This is a genomic window from Lichenicola cladoniae (assembly GCF_013201075.1).
Classification (GTDB): Bacteria; Pseudomonadota; Alphaproteobacteria; order Acetobacterales; family Acetobacteraceae; genus Lichenicola; species Lichenicola cladoniae.
The window spans coordinates 2,781,023-2,804,400 of record NZ_CP053708.1; the positions used below are offsets into that span (position 1 = coordinate 2,781,023).

A 23,378-nucleotide genomic window follows, 5' to 3' on the forward strand; every position below is an offset into this window, starting at 1 on the left:
ATCTGGCCGATCGAGCTTTGCTGTTATAGTAGAAGACTTGGCCCTGTATCGAGTTCGATCAGTCCTGGCCCGGTTTTGAAGGGTGACGTCAATCGTTCTACAAGATTGATCGCAAGTTCAGGATCAGGATCCCGAAGCCTGTAGCTCGAACCCAAGCGGTGCCGGGACTACGACCGTGTTTCCTGCGCCGCTGCGTCGTGCCGCTCAAGCTTCAGTGGTGTCCGAAGCGAAAAGGGCGGTAAACGAACGAGACTGTCACATATGCATCCTGGCCCGGTGACCAGCCAGACCACCTGCACGACCCGTCTTTGCTAAGGATCAGGCTGCCAATGTTCTCCTCGAACGTCCAGACGCGCGTAGAGGCATCGAGTCTCGCGGTGGTCGGTGCCGCCTGCCGCCTGCCCGGCGCGTCTAACGAGGACTCGTTCTGGCGCCTGCTGGATGGCGGTCAGTCCGCGATGGGGCCGTTACCGGCAGGCCGTTGGCATCCGGAACGCTATTTCCATCCGCGCCGGACCGAGGCGGGCTTCAGCTATTCGTTCGCCGGTGGCTACATTGCCGACCCGATGAGCTTCGATCCGGGCGTCTTCGGCATCTCGCCGCGCGAGGCCGAGGAGATGGACCCGCAGCAGCGGATGCTGCTCGAGACCGTCTGGAGCGCGCTGGAGGATGGCGGCATCTCGCCGGGCTCGATCGCCGGCACCAACGTCGGCGTCTATGTCGGAGCGTCCGGACTGGACCACGGCAACCTGCATGTGGCCGATCCAGGTTCGATCGACAGCCACTTCATGACGGGCAACACGCTTTCGATCCTGTCGAATCGCATTTCCTACATCTACGACCTGCGCGGCCCGAGCTTCACCGTCGATACCGCATGCTCGTCCTCGCTGGTGGCGTTCGCGCAGGCGCAGGCGGCAATCGCCTCGGGGCAGATCGACACCGCGATCGTTGCAGGCGTCAACCTGTTGCTTTCGCCGTTTCCGTTCATCGGCTTCTCGCGCGCGTCGATGCTGTCGCCGACCGGCCTGTGCCGGCCGTTCTCCGCCGAGGCCGACGGCTATGTCCGGGGCGAGGGCGTGGTGGCGATGGTGCTGACACGCCTCGAGACCGCGATCTCGTCGGGCCGCCGGGTGCGGGCGGTGGCCCTGGCATCGGGCGTCAACTCCGATGGCCGCACCAACGGCATCGCCCTACCCGCCACCGAAGGCCAGAAGATCCTGCTCGACCGGCTCTACGGGCACGCCGGGCTCGACCCGAACCGCTTGGCATTCGTCGAGGCGCACGGTACCGGCACCAGGGTCGGCGACCCCGCCGAGGCGACCGCGATTGGCCAGGCGCTGGGCCAGCGTCGCGATGCACCGCTGCCGATCGGCTCGGTCAAGTCCAACATCGGCCATCTGGAGCCGGCCTCCGGGCTGGCAGGCCTGTTCAAGGCGATCCTGGCGCTCGAGCATCGCCGGCTGCCGGCATCACTGCATCTGGCCGCGATCAACCCGGCCATCGATTTCACCGAGCTGAACCTGGCCCTGGCGACGCAGTCGCTCGCCTTGCCGGCATCCGGCACCTGGCTCGCCGGCGTGTCCTCGTTCGGTTTCGGCGGCACCAATGCGCACGTGGTGATCCGGCAGCCCGAATCGAGTGAACTGCCTGGACATCATTCGCATGACGCCCAGGGCCAGAGCGCCGAGTTGCTCGTGCTGTCGGCGCATTCCCGACAGGCGCTGCGCGATACCAGTCGCGCCTACGCGGATCTCATCGACGCGGGCAGCGATACCGCGCAGCTCGCCGCCGCGGTAGCCTGGCAGCGCGATCTCGCCGGCCATCGCATTGCCCTGCCCGTGGCCGAGGCCACGCCGGACGCGTTGCGCGGGTTCGCCGATAGCGGCGGGCTTGCCGGTGGCGCCGACGGGGTCGCGCCGTCGCAGCACCCACGGACCTGCTTTGTCTATTCCGGCAACGGCAGCCAGTGGGTAGGCATGGGCCGTGCGGCATTCGCCCGCAACGAGGCGTTCCGCGAGCGCTTCCGGGCCGTCGATGCCAGCTTCGCGCGCTATGCGGACTGGTCGCTGGTCGATGCGCTGCACGATCCGGACATCGCAAACTCGAAGAAACAGGCCGAGCTGGTACAGCCGCTGCTGTTCGCGGTGCAGTCCGCGCTGACGGCGGGTCTCGCGGCCTATGGCTGGAAGCCGGACATGGTTCTGGGCCACAGCGTCGGCGAGGTCGCCGCGGCTGAAGCCTGCGGCGCGCTGAGCCTCGACGAGGCGGTCCGCGTCATCTTCCACCGCAGCAGCCAGCAGGAGGCCGCGCATGGGCTGGGCGGCATGGCCGTCGCCAACATCTCACGAGACGGTGCCGAGGCGCTGTTCCTCGAGGGTGGTCTGCACGGCCTCGAGATCGCCGCGGTCAACAGCCCCGGTTCGGTGAGTATCGCCGGCCCGATGGACGCGATCCAGGCGTTCTCGCGGCTGGCGCGCAAGCGCCGGATCGCCGCACGCGTTCTGGAACTGCCCTATCCGTTCCATTCGAGCCTGCTCGAGAAGCTGCGCGAACCGCTGCTGGAGGCGTTCGGCACGATCGCGTCGCAGCCCGGCCGCGCCACCTTCGTCTCCACGGTCACCGGCGCGGTCACGCCGGGCGAGCGGCTGGATACCGACTACTGGTGGCGGAATGTGCGCCAGCCGGTGCTGTTCAGCGCCGCGGTCGAGACCGCCGGCCTTCAGGGTGCGACGGTCTTCGTCGAGATCGGACCCCGCCCGATCCTCCATAGCAGCATCGCCGACACGCTGGCTGAAGCCGGCTTCAGTGGCTCGGTGATCCCGAGCCTCATCGAGAGGCCGGCCGATGGCGACCCGTTGCTCAGGGTGCTGGCACGCGCCGTGGTGCTGGGGTGTGCCGTCGACAGGCCGCGCGTGTTCGGCGCCCGGCCATCCGGCCGCGTCCGCCTGCCGCCCTATGCGTGGCAGCGCAAGACATACCGGCAGGCGCAGACCAGCGAGGCGATGGACCTGATGGGGGATGCGCCGCGTCATCCGTTGATCGGCAGCCGCCTGCTGTCCGGAACGCCCGAATGGCGCAACCTGATCGATGCGACCGTGGTGCCTTATCTCGCGCAGCACCGTATCGACGGCGAGATCGTTCTGCCCGCGACGGCCTTTGCCGAGATGGCCCTGGCGGTCGCCCGCGAGGTGTTCCCGGCCGGCCCGATCGGGCTGGAGGATTTCGACCTGCTGCAATGGCTGACGCTGCAGCCGGACCAGATGCGCGAAATGTCCGTGCGGCTGCATGGCGACACCGCCACGGTCGAAATCTGGAGCCGTCCCCGCCACGGCACCATCGAATGGACGCTGCATGCGCGCGGCCGGATCGTCCAGGTCGCCTCGCCGGTGCCTGCGTTCATTCCACCGGTGCAGCTGCCCAAGCACCTGACCACCGAACAGGTATACGACGCCGCCAGCGCCAGCGGCGTCAGCTATGGGAAGTTGTTCCAGCGCGTGCTCAGCGGCGAGCGCAGCGATACGCTGATGGAAGTCGAACTGTCGCCATACGAGGAGGCGGCGGGCCTGTCCGGTCGTCGCCAGATCCTGCACCCGATCGCGCTCGATGCCGCCTTCCACGCCATGTTCGACAACATCAAGCGGCGGGCGGACGAGCGCTATGCCTACCTGCCGGTACGGTTCGGCGCGCTGCGGGTCGAACGCGACCACGCCATTCCCGCCCGCGCGCGGGTGGTGATCGACCGGGAGACCGACCAGTCGCTGTCGGTCGGCGTCACCCTCTACGACCGCGACGGACAGTTCATCGCTGGACTGACCGGTGGATTGTTCCGCGCCGTGGTGCTGGAACAGCGCGCGCGCGACAGCGTGTTCTTTCAGTCGCAGCCGATCCGCCTGTCGCGCGAGGCATCCGGGGTCGATCTGCATGCAGGCGTGATCGCGACACTCGAGCAGCTCGACGCTCAGACGGCGCCCGACTCCTGGCTCTATCTCGGTGCGTTCGCCCGGTCCCTGGCGTTCCAGAGCCTGCGCGGCCTGTTCGGCGATTCAGCGATCCGGCCGACTGCCGGAATCGTCGCGGCACGCTCGGTGCCATTGCTCAGGAGCCTGCTCGCCACCTTGCGGCACGCCGGACTTGCCACGGAGGCGGCTTCCGGCTGGACCCTGGCGGCCGAGAGCGGATTGCCGGACCCGCACGACATCCTGCAGACCTTGGCCGCCGAGTTTTCCGGCGCCAGCTCCGAGCTTGTGCTGGCCGCGCAGGCACTGGCAGGCACGGACCGCATGCTGCGGACCGGCGAGGCGCCGCAACGCAATGCCGGCACGACCGAGCGGTTCGAGAGCAGCTCGATCCTGCTGGTGCCGGTGCTGGATGCAGCACTTGCGATCTGCATCGACCTGCAGGCCCGGATCGCACCTGAACCCCTGCGCATCCTGGTTGCGGAGTCGTTCTGCCTGGGCATCCTGCAGAGCCTGGCGCCGCTGGTGCAGGATCGCCGCGTGACGATCACCGTCATCGGCACCGATCAGAAGCAGCTCAACCTGACCGCCGCACGGCACGGCGCGATCGCCGGCATCACCTTCCTGGCGGCCGATCCCGACGCGGCGGCCGCCATCGGGCCGTCCTTCGACTTGGCCCTTGGCCTGGCGCTCGGCCCGCTCTTCGCCGGCGATACGGCACTCGGGCGTGCCATTGCCCATCGCCTCGCCCCCGGTGCCCCTCTCTGTATCCTGCTACCTCCCGAAAACCCGGTGTTCGAGTGCCTGCTCGGCATGGACGAGGACTGGTTCGCGCAGTCATCCGGTGCGCGATCCGTCGTCGGTCGCATCGCGGCGGCACAGGATGACGGCCGGATGATCGGGAGCGCCGGGTTCGCCGACGTCCGGACGCATCGGCTCGGCGAAGAGGTCGGCAGCATCATCGTCGGCAAGACCAAGGCTCGCGATGTCTCTGTCGCCATGGCGGAACTGGCGCCAGTACTGTTGCTGCAGGACTGGCCGGATCTCGGCGAGGCGCTGGTCACCGCCGGTCGTACCGTCGTCGTGTGCAAGGGCGCCGGGATGGCGGCGATCGTCTCCAAGGCCAGCGGCATGAGCGAGCTGGTGTTCCAGGCCTACGGATCCGGGCAAGGCGGCCTGGACCGGTCGATCGCGGAGCTTTCGTCCGTGCTCGAACTCGTCCGCACCATGCAATGCCGGTTCTGGGTCGTCGTGCGCGGCCTGCGGTCCGACCGGGCGGCCGACATCGATCCGCTTGCGGAGGCGTTCTGGAGCTTCGTCCGCGTCGCGATCAATGAATATCCAGGACTCGAGTTCAGGCTGGTCGATCTTGCGCTGGAGCTCGACGTCGAGGACGCGGTGCGACGCCTGGTGGCACTCATGGCCCGGCCCGGTGAGGAAACCGAGCTGCTGCTGGACGCGACCGGCATCTCGGCCACCCGGATGGTCGCTGCCCCGCCTGCCACCGAAGCCGTCGAGGCGGTGCGCCTGCAGCTAGGCTCGCATGGCGCCATGGCGAGTTTCGGCTGGGTGGAAGCTGCTCGTCGCGCACCCGAGGCCGGCGAGATCGAAATCGAGATCGCCGCATCCGGTCTCAACTTTCGCGATGTCATGCTGGCCAGCGGCCTGCTCGACGACGACGTGCTGGATGACGGGCTGGCCGGCGCGGTGTTCGGTTTCGAGTGCGCCGGCCATGTGCTCAGGGTCGGTCAGGGCGTCACCCATCTCAAACCGGGCGACGCCGTCATGGGTTTCGGACGGGAGAGCTTCGCGACCCACGGCACCGCCGATTCGCGCGTGTTTACGCGGGTTCCGGATGGCATCCCGACCATTGCCGCCGCGAGCATTCCGGTGGCCTTCCTGACCGCCTGGTATTCCCTGGTCCACATGGCCCAGATCCAGCCCGGCGAATGGGTGCTGATCCATGGCGCGGCCGGCGGAGTGGGGATCGCCGCGATGCAGATCGCCCGACTGCGCGGCGCGCGCATCGCCGCCACCGTCAGCTCGCCGGAGAAGCGCGCGCTGGCCGCGGCGTTCGGTGCCGAGAAGATCTACAACTCGCGCAGCACCGCATTTCTCGACGAGATCCGCGCGGATATCGGCGGCGTCGATGTCGTGCTGAACTCCCTCACCGGGGAAGCCATGCTGGCGAGCCTGAAATGCCTCAAGCCGTTCGGTCGCTTCATCGAACTCGGCAAGCGCGACTACGTGCAGAATACGGCACTCGGACTGCGGCCGTTCCGTCGAAATTTAAGCTATTTCGGCGTCGATCTCGACCAGCTTCTCGCCGCCAACCTGCCGCTGGTCGAACGCCTGCTGGCGGAACTCGCGACGCATTTCGGCACCGGCGCGTTGTCGCCGTTGCCGCATCGCGCATTCGAGTGGCACGAGGTCGATCGCGCGTTCCACCTCATGCAATCGGCCGGGCATGTCGGCAAGCTCGTCGTACGCCCGGCTGCACGCCCGGTCGCCACACGCATCGCCCACATGCCGTTCAAGCCGAAATCCGGCGTGCATCTGGTCGTCGGCGGTGCCGGCGGGTTCGGCTTCGAGACCGCTGCCTGGCTTGCCGAACGCGGAGCCGAGACCATCGTCATCGCATCGCGCCGCGGCGTGATCGAGCAGCCGTTGCAGGCGCGCGCCGCGGCGATCCGGGCCGGCGGCACGACCCTCCTGGTCGAGACACTCGACGTGACCGACGCGGACGCGGTCGCGGCGTTGATCGACCGGCTGACGCGCACGCATAGGCGTCTGGCGGGCATCATCCATGCCGCCATGGTGCTGGATGACGGCATGATCGCCGGCATGGACCCGGTCCGCACGCGCGCGGTGCTGGCGCCCAAGATCGACGGCGCCGCCAATCTCGATCGTGCGACGCGCGGAACGGAACTTGATTATTTCGTGGCCTTCTCGTCGATCACCACGATGGTCGGCAATCCGGGCCAGGGCGCCTACGTCGCCGCGAACGGCTACCTGCAGGGGCTGATGGCGCAACGGCGTGCGGCAGGCCTTGCCGGACTTGCGGTCGGCTGGGGCGCCATCGCGGATGCCGGAATCCTTGCCCGCGATACGGAAACCGCTGCACGGCTGGCGCGGCTGACCGGTATCGAGGCGATGCAGTCCCGGGCGGCGCTGGCTCATCTGGAAACCTTGCTGTCCAGAACGGGCGAGTGTCCAGCAACAAACTATTGCGCGCTGCTCCGTCCGGGCGACGCGCTGCAGAGCCTGAAACTGCTGCAGACCCCGGCATTCGCAAACCTGTTCGCTACCGACGACGGTGTCGCCGTGATCGAGGTCGACCTTGCCACCCGCATCGCCGGCAAGAGCGCGGGCGACGCCCGTGCCCTGGTCGCCGGTCTCGTGGCCGCCGAGGTTGCACGTATTTTCCGCCTGCCCCCCGAAGAGATCGAAATGGCCCGCCCGCTCGACGAACTTGGACTGGATTCGATGATGAGCCTGGACTTACGCATGAGCATCGAGAAACGCTTCGGGATCGAACTGCCGGTCGTCGCGATCACCGCCGGTATCAGTGTGAACGATCTCGCCGCGCGGCTGATCACCAGCCTGCGCACCGGTCCGCAGACGGAGGACGATGCCGGCCTGCGCATGATGCAGCAGCACGGCCTGGACGACGCCAGCCTGGCCGCCGGAATGATCGCGATCGACAAGGCTGTCAGACAGCACGATGTCGCGAAAGTCCTGCTATGAGCATGGATGTTTCCAATGGTCGCCTGAGCGGGAGCGCGAAATCCGCCCTGCTCGACACCATGCGGCGCGCCGGTCCTGCGAAGGACACCGAGCAGGCTGCGTTCGTCGGGCACACCGGTCGCGACATGTCGTTCGAGAGCATCCCCGCGTATCAGAACCTGCGCAGTCAGCGGGCCATGGCCGACGCGTTGGGCCTGCGCTTCCCGTTCTATCAGCCCCACGATGTCCGTGCCGGCGCGCGCAGCGTCATCGACGGCAACCGCGTGGTCAACTTCGCCTCGTACGATTATCTCGGCCTCAACGGCCATCCCGAGATCACCAGCGCTGTCGCCGACGCGACCGCGGAATGGGGCACCAGCGTATCGGCCAGCCGGATCACCGCGGGCGAGCGCGATTTCCACCGGGATCTGGAACAGTCGCTTGCCGACATCTACGAGTCGGAAGCTGCGCTGGTGTTCGTCAGCGGCCATGCCACGGCGGTCTCGACCATCGCCGCGTTGCTGGGGCCCAAGGACCTGATCCTGCACGATGCCCTGATCCATAATTGCATCGTGGTCGGTGCACAGCTCTGCGGCGCCACGCGGCGGTCGTTCGCGCATAACGACATGGCGGCACTCGAGGATATCCTGGCCGGCAGCCGCGAGCGGTTCGAGCGCGTGCTGGTGGTGTCCGAAGGCCTGTACTCGATGGACGGCGACGGTCCCGATCTCGCGCGCCTCGTCGCCATCAAGGAGCAGTATGATTGCTGGCTGATGGTCGACGACGCCCACGCGTTGGGGATTCTCGGAAAGACCGGCCGCGGCATCTTCGAGATGGCAGGCGTCGATCCGAAACGCGTCGACATCTGGCTCGGCACCCTGTCGAAAACGCTGGTCAGTTGCGGCGGCTACGTCACCGGCAGCCGCGCGCTGGTCGACTACCTCAAGCTGACCGCGCCCGGCATGGTCTATAGCGTCGGCCTGCCCGCTCCCGCCTGCATCGCAGCATCGACCGCGATCCGGTTGATGCTGCGCGAACCGGAGCGTGTGGCACGGCTGCAGGCCAACGGCCGACGGTTCCTCGATACCGCCCGCGCGGCGGGCCTCGATGTCGGCACCAGCTGGGGCTACGCGGTCGTCCCGATCATCCTGGGCGATTCGCTTCGCACCCTCACCCTCGCCGACCGGCTGCTCGGCCGTGGCTACAACGCGTTTCCGATCATCCCGCCCGGGGTGCCCGAACGGTCGGCGCGGTTGCGTTTCTTCATCTCCTCCGAACATACCGACGCCGAGCTCGACGGGGCAGTCGTCGCCATCTGCGAGGAACTGGCCGTCATCGATGGCGGCGGAAATACGCCCCGCATGACGGCCAGGCCTAAGATGCCGGAGATCGTATCCTGACCGTGCCGGTGTTCGGCAACATTGTGATTACCGGTGCCTCCAGCGGCATCGGCGCGGCATTGGCGAAACTCTATGCCGGTCCCGGCGTCGCGCTGGGTGTGGTCGGGCGCGACCCTGGCCGGCTCGGTGCGGTCGGCACAGATCTGCGTGCGGCCGGGGCCGAGGTTCGCGAAGGCCTGTTCGACCTGCGCGATCGTCCGGCCCTGACCGGGTTCCTCGCCGGGTTCGAGGCAGACCACCCGGTCGACCTCCTGATCGTCAACGCTGGCGTTCTGGATGGCAGGCGGGCAGACGGCGCCCTGGAAACCGCCGATGCGGCGCGGCGTGTCATCGACATCAACCTGCTCGGCGCCGTCGATACAGTACAGGCGGTGCTGCCTTCCATGCTCGGTCGGGGCCGCGGTCATATCGTGCTGGTAAGCTCGCTGGCGGCCCTGTCGCCGGTGGCAGATGCACCCGCCTACAGCGCCAGCAAGGCCGGGCTGCTGGCCTACGGCAAGGCGCTGCGTGCGGCGCTGGCAGGGACCGGCGTCCATGTGTCGGTGGTGTGTCCCGGCTATGTCGAGAGCGCGATGACCGATAGCCATATCGGCAAGCAGCCCGGCAAGATGAGTTCCGAGGCTGCCGCGCGCCTGATCGCCACCGGCATCGCGCGCAGGAAGCAGGTGATCGGTTTTCCGCGCGTGCTCTACATGCTGGCCTTGATCACCCCGTTCGTGCCGGAAGCGATCAATCGGCTGGCGACCAAGGATATACGGTTCCACGTGGATCCACGCTGAACCGGCTGCGCGAACAAAGAGTGACGTCGAGCACGTGTGCGGACTTATCGAGCCGGGCGTCGTTTCTGCGGCGATCGACTCGTGGTGACGGTCAGCAAGCCGAAAGCGCACAGTACGGCGACGAAGGCGAACACGCTTCCCTCGGGTCCGACCACGCCACCCGTGATCAAGCCGGAGCCGTGCGGCGTGAAGTCGAGAAGGTGACCGCGATCGAGATATCCGCTGCCGGCCGCTCCGAACAGCGGGGCGCTCGCCCAGTTCCAGCCGGTATGATAGCCGGTCGCCCACCAGAACGACCCGGTGCGATAGACGGCATACGCAAGCAACGCGCCCTGCAGGAAAATCCGCAGCAGCCAGATCCAGCTCACCCCGGGATTGCCCAGATGCACAACCGAGAACATCAAGCCTGATACGAGAATGGCGCCTTTCCGACCGAACAGCCGCTCGGCGACAAGCAGGACCGCCACGCGTCCATAAAGCTCCTCCCCCATTGCACCGACAAAGTCGAAGAAGAGCCAGCCGGAGCCGCTGACCAAAGACGCAGCAGCCGACTGCTGAGCCAGTCGCACCGTTGCATGACCGGTCTCGATGATGAGCAGGATCGCGCCGGCCATGACGAGAAGACCGGTGGCGAAACCGAGCAGTGTCCGGCTCGCCATGCGAGGTCCGGTCAGCGGAAAACCGTTCAGCCGGCGGACCAGTATCGCGTGCACGCCGAATACGACGACGAGATCCAGACCGAGCCTCACCACCATGAGCAAGGCGTAGGGCGGCAGCCCCATCAGCCTGTCGGCGATCATGTGCCAGCCGAACACATGCGCCAGCGGCCGGTAGATCGCGTCTGCAGCAGGATCGAAAGCAAAGTAGGCGGCAACGAGAAACACGAGGCAGAGCCAGGATCTGATCGAACCCGCCCTGGTCGGCAACGACCCGCGCATCATCGGGTCGTTCGGTAGTCACCAGCGCCTTGCTCGACCAGAAGCAAGGCGGTTCGACGCTGGCGGGACGACAACTCGAACACGGATGGTCTTGTCAGCTCTCGAACGGGTCGCGCATCAGGATGGTGTCGTCGCGCTCGGGGCTGGTGGACAGCAGCGTCACCGGCGCCTCGACCAGTTCCTCGATGCGCTTCACGTACTTCACCGCCTGCGCCGGCAACTGCGCCCAGGAGCGCGCGCCGCGGGTGCTGTCCTGCCAGCCATCCATGGTCTCGTAGATCGGCTCGATGCGTGCCTGCGCGGCGGGGGCGGCCGGCAGATGGCGAACCTCCTGCCCGTCCAGCTTGTAGCCGACGCAAACCCGGATCTTCTCGAAGCCGTCGAGCACGTCGAGCTTGGTCAGGGCCAGCCCGTTGATGCCGCCGACGCGGACCGCGCGACGCACCAGCACCGCGTCGAACCAGCCGCAGCGGCGGGGGCGGCCGGTGACGGTGCCGAACTCGTGGCCGCGCTGGCCGAGCATCTGGCCGGTCTCGTCGAACAGCTCGCTCGGGAACGGGCCGGCGCCGACACGCGTGGCATACGCCTTGGCGATGCCGAGCACGAAGCCGACCGAGCCTGGACCGACGCCGCTGCCGGTGGCGGCGTTGGCGGCGACGGTGTTGCTGCTGGTGACGAACGGATAGGTGCCGTGGTCGACGTCGAGCATCACCGCCTGCGCGCCTTCGAACAGCACGCGGGTGCCGGCACGCCTGGCATCGTCGAGGCGTTCCCAGACCGGCTCCATGTACGGCAGCAGGCGCGGCGCCAGGGCGAGCAACCAGCCGAGCAGATGTTCCTTGGTGAAGGTCTCCCCGCCCAGGCCGGCCAGCAGGGTGTTGTGGTGCAGCAGGATCTCGTCGAGCTTCCAGTCGAGCGTTTCCGGCTCGGCCAAGTCGCACATGCGGATCGCACGGCGGGCGACCTTGTCCTCGTAGGCCGGGCCGATGCCGCGCCCGGTGGTACCGATCTTGCGGTCGCCGCGAGCCGCCTCGCGGGCACGGTCGAGCGCGCCGTGCACCGGCAGGATCAGGGTGGCGTTTTCGGCAATGCGTAGCGTCTCCGGGCCGACCGGCAGGCCCTGCGCCCTCACCCGGTCGATCTCGCCGAGCAGCGCCTCGGGATCGATCACCACGCCGTTGCCGATGATGCCCATCTTGCCGCGTACCAGCCCGCTCGGGAGCAGCGACAGCTTGTAGGTCTGGTTGCCGACGACGAGCGTGTGGCCGGCATTGTGCCCGCCCTGGAAGCGGACGACGATCTCGGCGCGGCTGGCGAGCCAGTCGACGATCTTGCCCTTGCCCTCGTCGCCCCACTGGGCGCCGATCACGGTGACATTGGACATGACGTGCTCCGGAGAATGCTTGAAAGAAAAGTCGGGACGGATCGGCGTTCGGGACGGTGTGAGACTGCGCTACGGCGGATTGGACGCGCTTCTATGCGCTGCCCGGCATGGGTTTGCGAATACCAAGGTGCTGGCCAGCCATTTACTCAGAGCAATGCGGCAGCCCCGTCGCGCAACAGATGGGTGCAACCGAGCCGTCTCGCCTCCCCGGCATCGTCCGCGACCGGGGATAACGATGCGACGGTAGCAAAGCCCTCGGCACGCAGTCGCCTGGCCACGTCCGCGTCCGCCTGCCAGGGCAACAGCAGGCGCGGACGCGCGGCACGCGCCGGTGCGGCGCGCAGCAGCGCCTCGGTTCGCAGGGTCAGGCCGCAAGCGGGCTCGTTGCCGCCGCTGAGGTAGCGTCCGCCACGGCCGAGCTCCTCGTGCCGCCCGGCCGAATAGACCGTGACGCAGATGCCGGTGTGGTAGCGCCAGCCCCGGAACTCGATCGGGTCGACGGTCAGGCGCAGGCCCGGCGCCCGCGCCTCGATGGCGGCGACGGTCGCTTCCAGGCGGTCGGTCAGGGCGCGTGCCGCCGGGGAAAGCGAAGCTGCGCGCAGCACGTCGAGCGCACGCGCGGCTGGTCCGGCGGACAGCAGCAGATCGGTCAGGATCTGCGCCAGCCGGCCGCCATAGCGGGTGACGTCGGCGGCATCCTTGCGGTCCAGCGCACGCAGCAGCGGCGCGCGGTCGGCGAGCGGCAACCCGGCCTCCTCGATCAGCGCGGGCGCCAGCGGCGGCAGGGTGAGATCGAAGCTGACCCGCGGAACGCCCAGCACCGCCAGCGCCTCCGCGCCGACCGCGACCATCTCCGCGTCGGCTTCCGGCGAATCCAGGCCGATTAGTTCGATACCAGCCTGGCTCACCTGGCGGTCGGAGCTGAGCGAGCCGCCATGCAGCTGGACACAGGCGCCGGTATAGGACAGGCGCAACGGACGTGGTGAATTGACCAGCCTGGTGGCGGCGATGCGCGCGACCTGCGGCGTCATGTCGGGACGCAGACCCATCATCCGGTGGGTGTCGGGATCCATCAGCCGGAAGGTCTGTTCAGCGACTGCCGCGCCGGATCCCGACAGCAGGCTGTCCTCGAATTCGAGCAGCGGCGGCTTTACCCGCTCGTAGCCATGCGACGCGAACACCGACATCAGTGCCTCGACCCCGAGCGCCTCGCTCTCGGCGTCGGGCGGCAGCAGGTCGCGCAGCCCGGCCGGCAGCAGCGCCGGGCTGGCTTCGGTCCCGAGATCCGGGTGTCGGGGCAGAATGTCCGTCATGCGCGGCCTTCTATCACCCGCAATGGGCGTCCAGTAAGTCGTGCCGTCACGCGAAAGCCGCGCGGGTCGAGGCGGCAGCCCAGTCGAACCATGGCAGGGCGGCTTCGATATCCGATGTCTCCACCGTGGCGCCACCCCAGATCCTGAGGCCCGCCGGCGCGTCGCGATAACTGCCGACATCGAGTGCCGCGCCCTCGGATTGCAGCAGCGAGACCAGGTGGGCATGCGCCTTGGCCTGGGTGGCGGCGGGCAATGTCAGGAACCAGTCGGCGGTCAGGCGCAGGCAGATCGAGGTGCTGGAGCGCGTCGAAGGATCCGGCGCCAGGAACGAGGCCCAGTCGGACCGGCTCTCCCAGTCCGCGACCGCGGCGAGGTTGGCGCGGCTGCGGGCAATCAACGCGTCCAGGCCGCCGATGCGCTCGGCCCATCTCAGGCCGTCCAGCGCATCCTCGACGCAGAGCATGGAGGGGGTGTTGATGGTGTCACCCTTGAAGATGCCCTCGATCAGCCGGCCCTTGGCGGTCAGGCGGAACAGCTTAGGCAATGGACGCAGCGCCGGCGTGGCTTCCAGCCGTGCCACGGCGCGCGGCGACAATGCCAGCATGCCGTGCGCAGCCTCGCCGCCGAGCACCTTCTGCCAGGACCAGGTGACGACATCGAGCCGGTCCCAGGGCAGCGCCATCGCGAAGGCGGCCGAGGTGGCATCGCAGATCGCCAGACCATCGTGAACGGCGGGGATGGAGTCCGCCCCGGCGAAACAGGCGCCCGAAGTGGTGCCGTTCCAGGCGAACACCACGTCGTGCGACCAGTCGATCGAGGCGAGGTCGGGAAGCGCGCCGTATTCCGCTTCGAGCACGCGGGCATCGGCCAGCTGTAGCTGCGCCACGATGTCGTGCGCCCAGGTGGCGGAGAAGCTCTCGAACGACAGCACGTCCACCGGCCGGGTTCCGAGCAGCGACCACAGCACCATCTCGACAGCGCCGGTATCGGAGCCGGGCACGATGCCGAGACGCCACCCGGCCGGCAGGCCGAGCAGAGCGCGGCTGCGGTCGATCACCTCGGCCAGGCTGGCACGGGTATCGGTGGCACGATGGCTGCGGCCGAGCAGCGCGCCGGACAGGGCATCCAGGCTCCAGCCGGGACGTTTGGCGCAGGGCCCCGACGAGAAACACGGGTTGGCAGGCCGGACGGACGGTCGGACGGGCGAGATCATGAAAGCCGGGTTCCGGACACGGGCTGGACGCTGAACAAGGACACGCCGAACCCATGCCCTGCGACGACCGGTTTTGGAAGCCCGGACAGTCGTGATGCGGCCGTTGCCGGGCCCGTCGGTGCGGCGCACAACGAGACTGCCGACATATCCGGTCAGGTAGCCGGCCGGTCGTTGCCGGTCATGTTCAGAGGAAAAGCGAAATGGTGGCCTACGCGATCTTCACGCGCGAGCGGACGACGAACCAGTCGGAAATGGACGTTTACTCGAGCGTTGTCGGTGCCGCCGGAGCCGGCCACGCCCTGACGCCGCTCGTGCATTATGGCGCATTCGAAGTGCTCGAAGGCGCGCCGATCGAGGGAGCCGTCGTACTGCAGTTTCCGACCATGGCGGAAGCGAAGGCCTGGTACGACAGCCCGGCCTACCAGGCGGCGGCAAAGCATCGTCATGCCGGCTCGGACTACCGCGTATTTTTCATCGAGGGAGTGGCGTAGGCGCGCAGGCAGCACGGCGATCGATGGTGCGGGTGGTCGGAATCGAACCGACACTCCTTGCGGAACCGGATTTTGAGTCCGGCGCGTCTACCAGTTCCACCACACCCGCACTGGTGCCTGATTAACAGCGGAGACGGCTGCGGCCAAGCCGGTCCGGTGACCGGCAGCCGTTAAAAGATGCGATCAGGCGACCGCCGAGGCGCGGTGGATGCCGCACTCGACCTTGGACAAGCCGGCCCAGCGCCCGGATCGCGCATCCTCGCCGACCGCGACGGACCGGGTGCAGACCGCACAGCCGATCGAGGCAAACCCGCGTTCGACCAGCGGATGGGCGGGCAGCCCGCGCAGCTTCATCTCGGCCTGCACCCGGGCACCGTCCCAGTCGGCGATCGGGTTCAGCTTGATACGATCGCCATCGCGCTCGACGAACGGCAAGGCGGTACGGGTGGCGCTCTGGAATCGCTTACGGCCGCTGATCCAGGCATCGAACGGTGCCAGCGCGCGATCCAGCGGCTGGACCTTGCGCAGGGTGCAGCAGGCATCGGAGTCGAAATACCAGAGCTCGCCGGTAGGATCCTCGTCAACCACAGACTGCATGCGTGGAGCGACGCTGCGGACGTCCGTCAGGCCCAGCATCGCGGCGAGTTCGTCGCGATAGGCCAGGGTCTCCGGAAAATGCTTGCCGGTCTCCAGGAAGATCACCGGGAGCGTCGGATCGATTTCGGCGATCAGCGACAGCAGGACAGCGGATTCCGCACCAAACGACGAGACGGTGGCGATCCGGGATGGCAGGACATCGCGGATGGCATGCAACAGGATCTCGCGCCCGTCGGCACCGGCTTGTTCCAGGGCGTGAAGCCGTTCGAACGCAACCTGAGTGCTGACCATGCACGGATCAGCCAAGCCGGACACGCGACGATCGAGTTGAGTGTCCGAAAACAGATCCATGAACCGATGCCTCTTGTGCACTGCCGTATATAGCTGTCGTCCGAACGTACGGAAGGGATTAAGCAGACCAACAGGGCAGAATTGTGTTTTTGTGGTAGCTTCGAGACACACCACGATTGCCGATCGGGGTTTGTAACAACCCGGCGGCTAAACCCGTCGCGTCAGGCGTGGACCACGGTGTCGCAGAATCGGCGCGCCAGCTTCGCGGAATCCTGCTCGTCGGGGATCAGTCCGATCAGCTTTAGCTCATCGACGTATTGTGCGACCTGCTCGCGTAGTTCCCGCCCGATCAGGTGCACGCCATGGCCCTCGGCGTGAAGCATCCGCTCGACCGCGGCGAGGTCCATGTCGGGAAGCTGGTCCGCCAACACGTTGGCGGCCACGTCTAGATGCAGCGCCACGGTCCGGGCCGCCTCCTGGATCGCCAGCACGAGCGCCACCGCCGCCGCCGGATCGGCCTTCAGGACATCCGCGCGCAGCCCGAGGGCGCGGACGATCCGGGTGCCGTAGCTGCCGGTCGTGCTGCTGGCCAGCTCGGTCAGGTGCAGAGACTCCCGGACCTGCCAGATGACCGGGTCATGCCCCACCACCGCCTGGACGCGCCGGCCCGCCAGCGCGTCGCCAAAATCGGCGGGAGGCACCTGGACCCAGTTCACGTCCCGGTTCGGGTCCATGCCCTTGCGGCGCATCATGACCGAGAAGAACAGCCGGTCTGCACTGGCGTGCGGGCCGGAACTGGCGTCGGGGATGCCGATCGACTTGCGATACAGGTCCTCTATCCGCTTGATCGGCGATTTCCGCGCGATCAGCAGGCGCGCGCTGCCGCTCTGAAGGCCGCCGACCAGTCGCGCATCGAGCCCGTCCATCAGCCGCGGCAGCCATGACAGCACCGGCGCGATGACCGCATCGGCGCCGCCGAGATGCAACTGGTCCAGCGCCTCCTGCCCGGATGCAAGCCCGTCGAGGATCCGGATGTCGAGGTTGTAGCGGGCAAAGATGCCCTGCCGCTGCGCGACGATCAGCACCGGATCATGCGCCGGATGCGGACAGGCAAGCGTCATTCGCCGGTAACGGCCATCCGGCCGCGAGGTCTTGTCGCGATGCGGGTGGCGGAACTGGTTGCGCACGACCAGGCCGGCGACGACTGCCGTGCCGATCCCACCCCCGATGATCGCGCGGCGGCTGACCTTCAGGGGCGTGGGCGCTGCCATGGCGAGACCTTTTGGACTGACGCGCGCCGGCGGGTGCTGCACGGAGCGCTGGCGGACCGCCACGCAAAGCTGTCCTCGAGAGGGCTTTACGTGCCGGCGCAGGCTCCGCTATAGGGTGCGCCGCCGGTCCCGGATAGCTCAGCGGTAGAGCAAGCGACTGTTAATCGCTCGGTCGTAGGTTCGATCCCTACTCCGGGAGCCAGCATTTTCCTCACGTCCCAGGTTGGTGATCAGTCACTGCGGTGCTTGGCAAGCGGCCGGGTTGGCGGCAAAACGTGCCATGACCGCCGCACCAGATCCCAACGCCCCCGCCGCTGCCCCCTCTTCGTCCGCAACCATGGATCACGACGCGTTCGCGCGCGTCGACATCCGCGTCGGCACGATCACCGATGCACAGCCGTTTCCCGAAGCCCGCAAGCCGGCCTTCAAGCTGTGGATCGATTTCGGTGCGCCGATCGGCATCAGGCGATCGTCCGCGCAGATTACCCGCCACTACAAGGCGGACCAGCTGATCGGCCGCCAGGTCTGCGCGGTGGTCAATCTCCCACCGAGGCAGATCGGGCCGTTCCTCAGCGAGGTGCTGACCCTTGGCATGCCCGACGCGTCCGGCGAGGTCGTGCTGATCCGCCCCGACCACAAGGTGCCGGACGGCGGGAAGCTGTTCTGATGGCGGTCAGCTACGCCACCGTCACCTGGGACCAACTGCACCGGGATGCGCGCCTGCTGGCCGAGCAGCTTATGCCGATGGGACCGTTCACCGGCATCGTCGCGATCACCCGCGGCGGCTTGATCCCGGCGGCGATCATCGGCCGCGAGCTGGATCTTCGGCTGATCGAGAGCATCTCGGTGATCTCCTACGACCAGGCGCGGGAGACCGGGGATACCGAAGGCGAGGAGGCGCAGGGACAGCCACGGGTGGTCAAGGCGCCGACCGCGGCCGGCGACGGCACCGGGTTCCTGATCATCGACGATCTGGTGGATTCCGGGGTGACCGCACAGGTGGTGCGCCGACTGCTGCCCAAGGCGACGTTTGCCTGCCTGTATGCCAAGCCATCGGGCCGGCCGTTCACCGACCTGTTCGTGGTCGAGGTGCCGCAGGAGACGTGGATCCTGTTCCCCTGGGATACCGCGCCGCTGTTCGTGCCGCCGCTCTCGCGCAAGGCCGCCGCCGCTGTCTGACCAGGGCATGCGCGCCGCGACCGAGACCGGCAGTCCGCGCCATGCGTGGCTCGATAGCTGGTCGGTGCGGGACCAGCTCGACGGGCTGTGGGAAAGCCAGATGGCGGCGGTGGCGGCGATCGGCCCGGCACTCGGGGCTCTCGCCGGTGCGGTGGAAGCATCCCTGCCCCGGCTGCGTGCCGGTGGCCGGCTTGCCTATGCCGGTGCCGGCAGTTCCGGGCGACTCGGCGCGCAGGACGGGGCCGAACTCGAGCCGACCTTCGACTGGCCGCGCGATCGGCTGGTGCTGCTGATCGCCGGCGGCATGCAAGCGCTGACCGAGGCGGTCGAGAATGCCGAGGACGATGCACCGGCGGCGCTGGCACAGGTGGCGGCGCACGAGATCGGACCGCTGGACGTGCTGATCGGTGTCGCGGCCAGTGGTGGGACGCCGTTCACGGTTGCGGCCATCCGCGAGGCCAGGCGGCGCGGCGCGTTGACGATCGGGGTGGCGAACAGCGCCGGCAGTGCGCTGCTGGATGCGGCCGAGCACCCGGTGCTGATCGCGACCGGTGCCGAGGCGATCGCCGGTTCCACGCGACTGAAGGCGGGCACTGCGCAGAAGGTGGCGCTGAACCTGCTCTCTACCGCGATGATGACCGGGCTCGGGCGTATCCATGCCGGGCGGATGGTCGACATGCAGGCCCGCAACGCGAAGCTGCGCGTGCGGGCGGCGGCGATGGTGGCGGAGCTGGCCGGCTGCGATGCGACGCAGGCTGCGGCGGCGCTGCTGGCGACGGGCCAGCGGGTCAAGCCGGCGATCCTGGTGGCGCTCGGGCTCTCGCCGACGGACGCCGCCGATGCGCTGGCCCGGAATGACGGCCATTTACGGCCGGCGCTGGCATCCGTTGCGAGTGGGCTTGCCAGCACTTAGGTCATTCCATAGGTTCCGCCCGGTTCGGGGCGTGGCGCAGCCTGGTAGCGCGCGTGTTTTGGGTACACGAGGCCCCCGGTTCGAGTCCGGGCGCCCCGACCAGTCAGATCGATTTCAGACAAGGTGGACGCCGATGCGTGCCCGGATCTTCCAGCAGCCGAAAAGCTCGATGCAGTCGGGTCAGGCGAACACGCATGACTGGGTTCTGGAGTATGGCCAGTCCGAACAGCGGCAGCAGGACCCGCTGATGGGCTGGTTCGGCAGCGGCGACACGCAGAGCCAGTTGCGGCTGCACTTCCCCGACAAGGAGGAAGCCGTGGCCTATGCCGAAGGGCACTCGATCCCATACGATATCGAACTGCCGCCGGCCCGCATCCGGCGCCCGAAAGCCTACGCCGACAATTTCCGCTTCGACCGCCGGCAGAACTGGACCCACTAGGTTCCGCTGCCTTAAGCCCGGTTGGATCGGGCGACAGCCGTCAAGGCGCTGTCCGCGCCGACCTGACTTCGCCGATCGAGGCGCGCCTGCGCCAGTCGGGCGGGGCATCCCGGACGGATCGGCCGACCGGCGATCAGTTCAGAACCTTTAATCTCGCGGCGGGATGGGCCGGTGGCGCGCCCGGAGGGAGTCGAACCCCCAACCAGCCGAGTAGAAGTCGGCTGCTCTATCCAATTGAGCTACGGACGCACGGCGCCGGTATAGGACAGCGTCCGATGAGCATCAACCGCCATGAGAACGGATCTGGCTACCGGCCGGTAGGCTGTTCCAGGGCTTCCCAAAAATCCGCGCCGCAGCACCTTCATGGTGGGATGTGCCCCTGCCCGCTCCGCCAGCTTAGCCGCGTGCGCATAAGCGGCTTTGATCGGCAAATTTATTGTTCCGGACCTGAAGCATTGAGCGTTCCACGGAGACCATGCAACCTGCGCTTCTAGGTTTTACAAACCACCGTGTCTTGCTTTCGTGGACGAGACTGTCTCGGGTGGCGTGCTCGCTTAGCGTATTACGATCGATGACGCAGATGGCTCCGAGAAACATAACGCGCGACTCACGACGATATCCACAGGATGGCTTGGATGCCGCCGCGTCGGCATAACATCAGCCATGCCGAAAACCTGAGACGAAATCATGATCGTCAGAGCCCCATGAAACCCGAGGGTCTCGAAACGGCATGAATTCGAGAAGGCTTGCCTGCACGTTTCCTATCTCTTCTCATGTCTGTGAACAGCATGGGTCTGTTTGAACTCTCGGTGTGGCAGTGGACGATGTCTACGCGGTGACGCCTTTGGTAGTCGCGTGCTGCGGGTCGGCGGATCGACCCTGCGAAGCGCATCGATACCAGCCCTGGCACGTTGCCGCGGCCCATCGTAAGCGGTGCCGGTAAAAGCTCCGATGACACGAGCGTAGAGTTTGCGAGCCTGCGTCGCGCAACCTCGTTTGGCAGTTGCGGCGGCTATGAGAATGTAGTCGTCGGCGGCAAGTTGCATGTCGCCTGGGCCATCGGAATAATGCAGTCGCAACTCGTGTTGGGCGCTCCTGAACTCCAGGTCGGGCATCATAATCAAAGCAGCGTATATTGGATCCGTATCGCAATCGGCCGTGCCGAGTGGGATTGATCCGGCGGCCAGGGCATTGGCCTGATGCTTTTGAAGCACCCCCTGGTGGAGGGCGGTCGCAACCGGATCGGTATCAGCGAGCGTGCCTTCAGGTGACGCTGCGAGAGACATGACTGTAACAAGGCCCGCGACAAGTCGTCTCATGCGATGCCTTTGGTCCAGAGCCTGGGCGGTAGTCCAAAGATCTAGCACAGCGACCGCTCAGGTCGAAATTCTAGGCTGACCGACATATTTTTGTGGCGAACGCTGGTCCCGAACTTGACCGGTACCGATGGTGGCGCTCGCGGTGCGGCGCTTCAGTCAGTCCGACCGACAAGGATGAATGGGGATAAAAATGACTTCTACCCACATCTGCTATTATTGTTGGAAACTATCTCAGGCCGCATCTCTACTTCCAAAAATGAAACAACTCTCGTCGCAATCCGGTTTAACAACGTTCTTTATTTTCCATATTCAACATCCAGCTCAGCCCGCGCTTCGTAAGGGGTCAGAGCCTGCAATTCGGCAGGCAACGTTCCGGACAAAGATCCATGGCGGGTATGTTGAGTAGTGAGCACGCAACCACGTCCAGCGGCTGCTTGATCCCGCTGATCGTGAATGCGCCGTCCGATGTCGTGCCGGGTTGTGAAACCAGTGGTTTCTTCAGCGGCATCGTCGTCGGGCTGGCTGCCATGGTCCCGTTCTGGACCACGACGATTTTGCTTGGAGCCAGGCTGTTAAATCACGTGTGAGAACCATCAGCGCGTTGCAGCCTGGCCGCGTCCCGAATGCAACGCGATGACCGCCGCATGTAAGCTTTTATCGGTTAACGTCGTCGAGCATGTCTGCAGAAACACGATAATACCATCAGGCTTCCGCGGCCGTCCGGACTCTCAATCCTGTCATGGATCGCACGGCTTTTAGTGACGCCGATTATTCCTACATGATCGCGCGCAGGTCGGTTTCACCCACGTTCAGCGTCAGCCATGACTTTACTGTCGCATCTCATCCCGCAGCACCCTCCGAAGCTCGTCCGCGACCGTCGCATCAGCATGCGCCTCGATCGCGTCACTCACGCGGCGCATGTGGCGGCGGGCGGCATACACCTGGTCCAGCAGCGACAACACCAGCGGCAGGGCCTCATCGTTGATGTGCATCTCGTCGCGCAATTCCAGGATCAGGTGGGCGCGGGCCTCGTCAATCGGGTGGAATAGATAATGGCCCGGCGCACCCTCGGGGCGCACCCAGGCACGCTCGATCCAGCCTTCCACCTCGGTGCGGCTGACACGTGCTAAGCGGATGCACAGGGTCTCGATGGTGATCATGAGGCGGCTCCCGCGCTGTCGGTGTCAGGGGTTTTGGGGGACCAATCGCGCAGGAAGGCCTTCAGCGCCTCGTCGGTCCGGCCGAGCACGACGCGCAAGGTGACATACAGATTGCCGGCCTCCCGACCACCATGCGCGGCGATACCCCGTCCGCGCAGCCGAAGCGTGCGGCCGGTGTCGGAGTCCGGCGGTACCGTCATTGCCACCGGTCCGGCCGGGGTCGGAATCTGCACCGAACCGCCCAGCACCGCCTCCTTCAGAGAAACCGGCAACTCCACCCGAATATCGTTGCCGTCGCGGGTGAAGCGCGGGTCGGGAGTGATCTGGATGCGGATCAGCGCGTCGCCGGCGGTGGCTCCTTCCTGCCCTTCGCCGCCCTTCCCGCGCAGGCGCAACGTCTGGCCGTCCTCGATACCGGGCGGCACCTTCACGTCGAGCGTCGCACCGGTCGGCAGGGTGATGCGGGTGGTGGCGCCGGTCACCGCGTCGGCGAACGAGACGGTCAGGCTGTAGCTGTGATCCTCGCCACGCCTCGGACCGCGCGGGGGCTGGGCCCTGCCGCCGCCACGGCCGAACAGGTCGCCGAAGATGTCGCCGAGATCCTCGTCGCCCCAGTCACCCGGGCCTGCTCCGGATGTCGAGGCACCGGCACCGGGTCCCGCCCGATAGCGTCGGCCTTGCGCGCCCTGTGCCTGCTCGCGGTAGTTGGGACGCGGTGGCGGTTTTTCCTGCCCGGAGCCGTCGATCTCGCCGCGGTCGTAGCGGGCGCGGGTCTCGGGATCGGACAGCAAGGCGTTGGCGCCGCTGATACGCTTGAAGCGCTCCTCGGCGGCCGGATCGCCCGGATGAAGGTCGGGGTGGCTCTCCTTGGCCAGCCGGCGGTAGGCCTTGCGGATCGCGTCCTTGTCGGCGTCGCGGCCGATCCCCAGGATCTCGTACGGCCCCTGCTCGGATTTATCGTCGGCCATGCCTCTCCTCGATCGCCTGCTTGGTGCAGAATGGTCCCAGG

General features: G+C 67.0%; 17 protein-coding genes and 4 tRNA genes. 11 read left to right on the forward strand and 10 right to left on the reverse strand.

The annotated features are described in order from the left end of the window. Positions 1 to 329 precede the first annotated feature (329 nt). The 3 genes from HN018_RS12755 to HN018_RS12765 are packed head-to-tail and all read left to right on the forward strand — an operon-like array spanning position 330 to position 9,861. Complete coding sequence (locus HN018_RS12755) at positions 330 to 7,703, forward strand: type I polyketide synthase (protein WP_171836322.1); 7,374 nt, start codon at positions 330 to 332, stop codon at positions 7,701 to 7,703. Next, positions 7,700 to 9,082 (forward strand): aminotransferase class I/II-fold pyridoxal phosphate-dependent enzyme, encoded by a 1,383-nt coding sequence (locus tag HN018_RS12760; protein ID WP_171836321.1) that lies wholly within the window; start codon positions 7,700 to 7,702, stop codon positions 9,080 to 9,082. The genes HN018_RS12755 and HN018_RS12760 overlap by 4 nt, the downstream gene beginning before the upstream one ends. An 8-nt stretch (positions 9,083 to 9,090) precedes the next feature. Further along, complete coding sequence (locus HN018_RS12765; RefSeq protein ID WP_171836320.1) at positions 9,091 to 9,861, forward strand: SDR family NAD(P)-dependent oxidoreductase; 771 nt, start codon at positions 9,091 to 9,093, stop codon at positions 9,859 to 9,861. Between the two features lie 44 nt (positions 9,862 to 9,905). Here the strand turns inward: HN018_RS12765 and HN018_RS12770 are convergent, their stop codons facing one another. From HN018_RS12770 to HN018_RS12785, 4 genes are all read right to left on the reverse strand, one after another. Beyond that, a complete protein-coding gene (locus HN018_RS12770; RefSeq protein ID WP_171836319.1) occupies positions 9,906 to 10,802 on the reverse strand; it encodes a CPBP family intramembrane glutamic endopeptidase in 897 nt (298 codons plus the stop codon). Between the two features lie 91 nt (positions 10,803 to 10,893). After that, positions 10,894 to 12,183 carry an adenylosuccinate synthase gene (locus HN018_RS12775; protein WP_171836318.1) on the reverse strand — a complete coding sequence of 430 codons (1,290 nt, stop codon included), beginning with the start codon at positions 12,181 to 12,183 and terminating at the stop codon, positions 10,894 to 10,896. A gap of 146 nt (positions 12,184 to 12,329) precedes the next feature. Next, positions 12,330 to 13,496, reverse strand: coding sequence for an ATP phosphoribosyltransferase regulatory subunit (locus HN018_RS12780; protein WP_171836317.1), 1,167 nt, complete (start codon positions 13,494 to 13,496; stop codon positions 12,330 to 12,332). A gap of 46 nt (positions 13,497 to 13,542) precedes the next feature. Beyond that, the gene (locus tag HN018_RS12785) at positions 13,543 to 14,709 is read right to left on the reverse strand and encodes a phosphoserine transaminase (protein ID WP_171836316.1); all 1,167 of its coding nucleotides are present in this window, start codon (positions 14,707 to 14,709) and stop codon (positions 13,543 to 13,545) included. Positions 14,710 to 14,909: 200 nt separating this feature from the next. Between HN018_RS12785 and HN018_RS12790 the strand changes: the two genes are divergently transcribed. Further along, a complete protein-coding gene (locus HN018_RS12790) occupies positions 14,910 to 15,200 on the forward strand; it encodes a DUF1330 domain-containing protein (protein WP_171836315.1) in 291 nt (96 codons plus the stop codon). 24 nt (positions 15,201 to 15,224) lie between these two features. On the opposite strand, the gene HN018_RS12795 is transcribed toward HN018_RS12790, so the two are convergent. From HN018_RS12795 to HN018_RS12805, 3 genes are all read right to left on the reverse strand, one after another. Continuing rightward, positions 15,225 to 15,309 (reverse strand) — tRNA-Leu (locus HN018_RS12795). A gap of 74 nt (positions 15,310 to 15,383) precedes the next feature. Further along, positions 15,384 to 16,088, reverse strand: a complete 705-nt coding sequence (locus tag HN018_RS12800) for a phosphoadenylyl-sulfate reductase (protein WP_171836393.1) — start codon at positions 16,086 to 16,088, stop codon at positions 15,384 to 15,386. 221 nt (positions 16,089 to 16,309) lie between these two features. Continuing rightward, entirely contained in the window at positions 16,310 to 17,422 is a 1,113-nt protein-coding gene (locus HN018_RS12805; protein ID WP_171836314.1) for an ABC transporter substrate-binding protein, read from the reverse strand. Between the two features lie 64 nt (positions 17,423 to 17,486). Between HN018_RS12805 and HN018_RS12810 the strand changes: the two genes are divergently transcribed. From HN018_RS12810 to HN018_RS12835, 6 genes are all read left to right on the forward strand, one after another. After that, positions 17,487 to 17,561, forward strand: a tRNA-Asn gene (locus HN018_RS12810). A gap of 135 nt (positions 17,562 to 17,696) precedes the next feature. After that, a complete protein-coding gene (locus HN018_RS12815; protein WP_338034021.1) occupies positions 17,697 to 18,026 on the forward strand; it encodes a tRNA-binding protein in 330 nt (109 codons plus the stop codon). Then, complete coding sequence (gene gpt, locus HN018_RS12820) at positions 18,026 to 18,538, forward strand: xanthine phosphoribosyltransferase (RefSeq protein WP_171836312.1); 513 nt, start codon at positions 18,026 to 18,028, stop codon at positions 18,536 to 18,538. Before HN018_RS12815 ends, gpt begins: the two co-directional genes overlap by 1 nt. A gap of 7 nt (positions 18,539 to 18,545) precedes the next feature. Beyond that, positions 18,546 to 19,451, forward strand: coding sequence for an N-acetylmuramic acid 6-phosphate etherase (locus HN018_RS12825; protein WP_171836311.1), 906 nt, complete (start codon positions 18,546 to 18,548; stop codon positions 19,449 to 19,451). Between the two features lie 25 nt (positions 19,452 to 19,476). Next, a tRNA-Pro gene (locus HN018_RS12830) sits at positions 19,477 to 19,553 on the forward strand. Positions 19,554 to 19,584: 31 nt separating this feature from the next. Continuing rightward, the gene (locus HN018_RS12835) at positions 19,585 to 19,890 is read left to right on the forward strand and encodes an ETC complex I subunit (RefSeq protein WP_171836310.1); all 306 of its coding nucleotides are present in this window, start codon (positions 19,585 to 19,587) and stop codon (positions 19,888 to 19,890) included. A 172-nt stretch (positions 19,891 to 20,062) separates the two neighbouring features. Here HN018_RS12835 and HN018_RS12840 read toward each other — a convergent pair. Further along, a tRNA-Arg gene (locus HN018_RS12840) sits at positions 20,063 to 20,139 on the reverse strand. Between the two features lie 1,456 nt (positions 20,140 to 21,595). On the opposite strand from HN018_RS12840, the gene HN018_RS12845 reads away from it, so the two are divergent. Then, positions 21,596 to 21,796: a hypothetical protein gene (locus HN018_RS12845; protein WP_171836309.1), complete on the forward strand. Its 201-nt coding sequence runs from the start codon at positions 21,596 to 21,598 to the stop codon at positions 21,794 to 21,796. Between the two features lie 240 nt (positions 21,797 to 22,036). On the opposite strand, the gene HN018_RS12850 is transcribed toward HN018_RS12845, so the two are convergent. Further along, complete coding sequence (locus tag HN018_RS12850; RefSeq protein WP_171836308.1) at positions 22,037 to 22,369, reverse strand: chaperone modulator CbpM; 333 nt, start codon at positions 22,367 to 22,369, stop codon at positions 22,037 to 22,039. After that, the gene (locus HN018_RS12855) at positions 22,366 to 23,337 is read right to left on the reverse strand and encodes a DnaJ C-terminal domain-containing protein (protein ID WP_171836307.1); all 972 of its coding nucleotides are present in this window, start codon (positions 23,335 to 23,337) and stop codon (positions 22,366 to 22,368) included. Before HN018_RS12855 ends, HN018_RS12850 begins: the two co-directional genes overlap by 4 nt. Between the last annotated feature and the right edge of the window lie 41 nt (positions 23,338 to 23,378).

Bases quoted from the DNA above. Each gene is read 5' to 3' on its own strand.
- HN018_RS12755 (WP_171836322.1), top strand. From the start codon at position 330: ATGTTCTCCTCGAACGTCCAGACGCGCGTAGAGGCATCGAGTCTCGCG.
- HN018_RS12760 (WP_171836321.1), top strand. From the start codon at position 7,700: ATGAGCATGGATGTTTCCAATGGTCGCCTGAGCGGGAGCGCGAAATCC.
- HN018_RS12770 (WP_171836319.1), bottom strand. From the start codon at position 10,802: ATGATGCGCGGGTCGTTGCCGACCAGGGCGGGTTCGATCAGATCCTGG.
- HN018_RS12775 (WP_171836318.1), bottom strand. From the start codon at position 12,183: ATGTCCAATGTCACCGTGATCGGCGCCCAGTGGGGCGACGAGGGCAAG.
- HN018_RS12780 (WP_171836317.1), bottom strand. From the start codon at position 13,496: ATGACGGACATTCTGCCCCGACACCCGGATCTCGGGACCGAAGCCAGC.
- HN018_RS12785 (WP_171836316.1), bottom strand. From the start codon at position 14,709: ATGATCTCGCCCGTCCGACCGTCCGTCCGGCCTGCCAACCCGTGTTTC.
- HN018_RS12790 (WP_171836315.1), top strand. From the start codon at position 14,910: ATGGTGGCCTACGCGATCTTCACGCGCGAGCGGACGACGAACCAGTCG.
- HN018_RS12800 (WP_171836393.1), bottom strand. From the start codon at position 16,088: ATGGTCAGCACTCAGGTTGCGTTCGAACGGCTTCACGCCCTGGAACAA.
- HN018_RS12815 (WP_338034021.1), top strand. From the start codon at position 17,697: ATGGATCACGACGCGTTCGCGCGCGTCGACATCCGCGTCGGCACGATC.
- gpt (WP_171836312.1), top strand. From the start codon at position 18,026: ATGGCGGTCAGCTACGCCACCGTCACCTGGGACCAACTGCACCGGGAT.
- HN018_RS12825 (WP_171836311.1), top strand. From the start codon at position 18,546: ATGCGCGCCGCGACCGAGACCGGCAGTCCGCGCCATGCGTGGCTCGAT.
- HN018_RS12835 (WP_171836310.1), top strand. From the start codon at position 19,585: ATGCGTGCCCGGATCTTCCAGCAGCCGAAAAGCTCGATGCAGTCGGGT.
- HN018_RS12845 (WP_171836309.1), top strand. From the start codon at position 21,596: ATGGCGGGTATGTTGAGTAGTGAGCACGCAACCACGTCCAGCGGCTGC.
- HN018_RS12850 (WP_171836308.1), bottom strand. From the start codon at position 22,369: ATGATCACCATCGAGACCCTGTGCATCCGCTTAGCACGTGTCAGCCGC.
- HN018_RS12855 (WP_171836307.1), bottom strand. From the start codon at position 23,337: ATGGCCGACGATAAATCCGAGCAGGGGCCGTACGAGATCCTGGGGATC.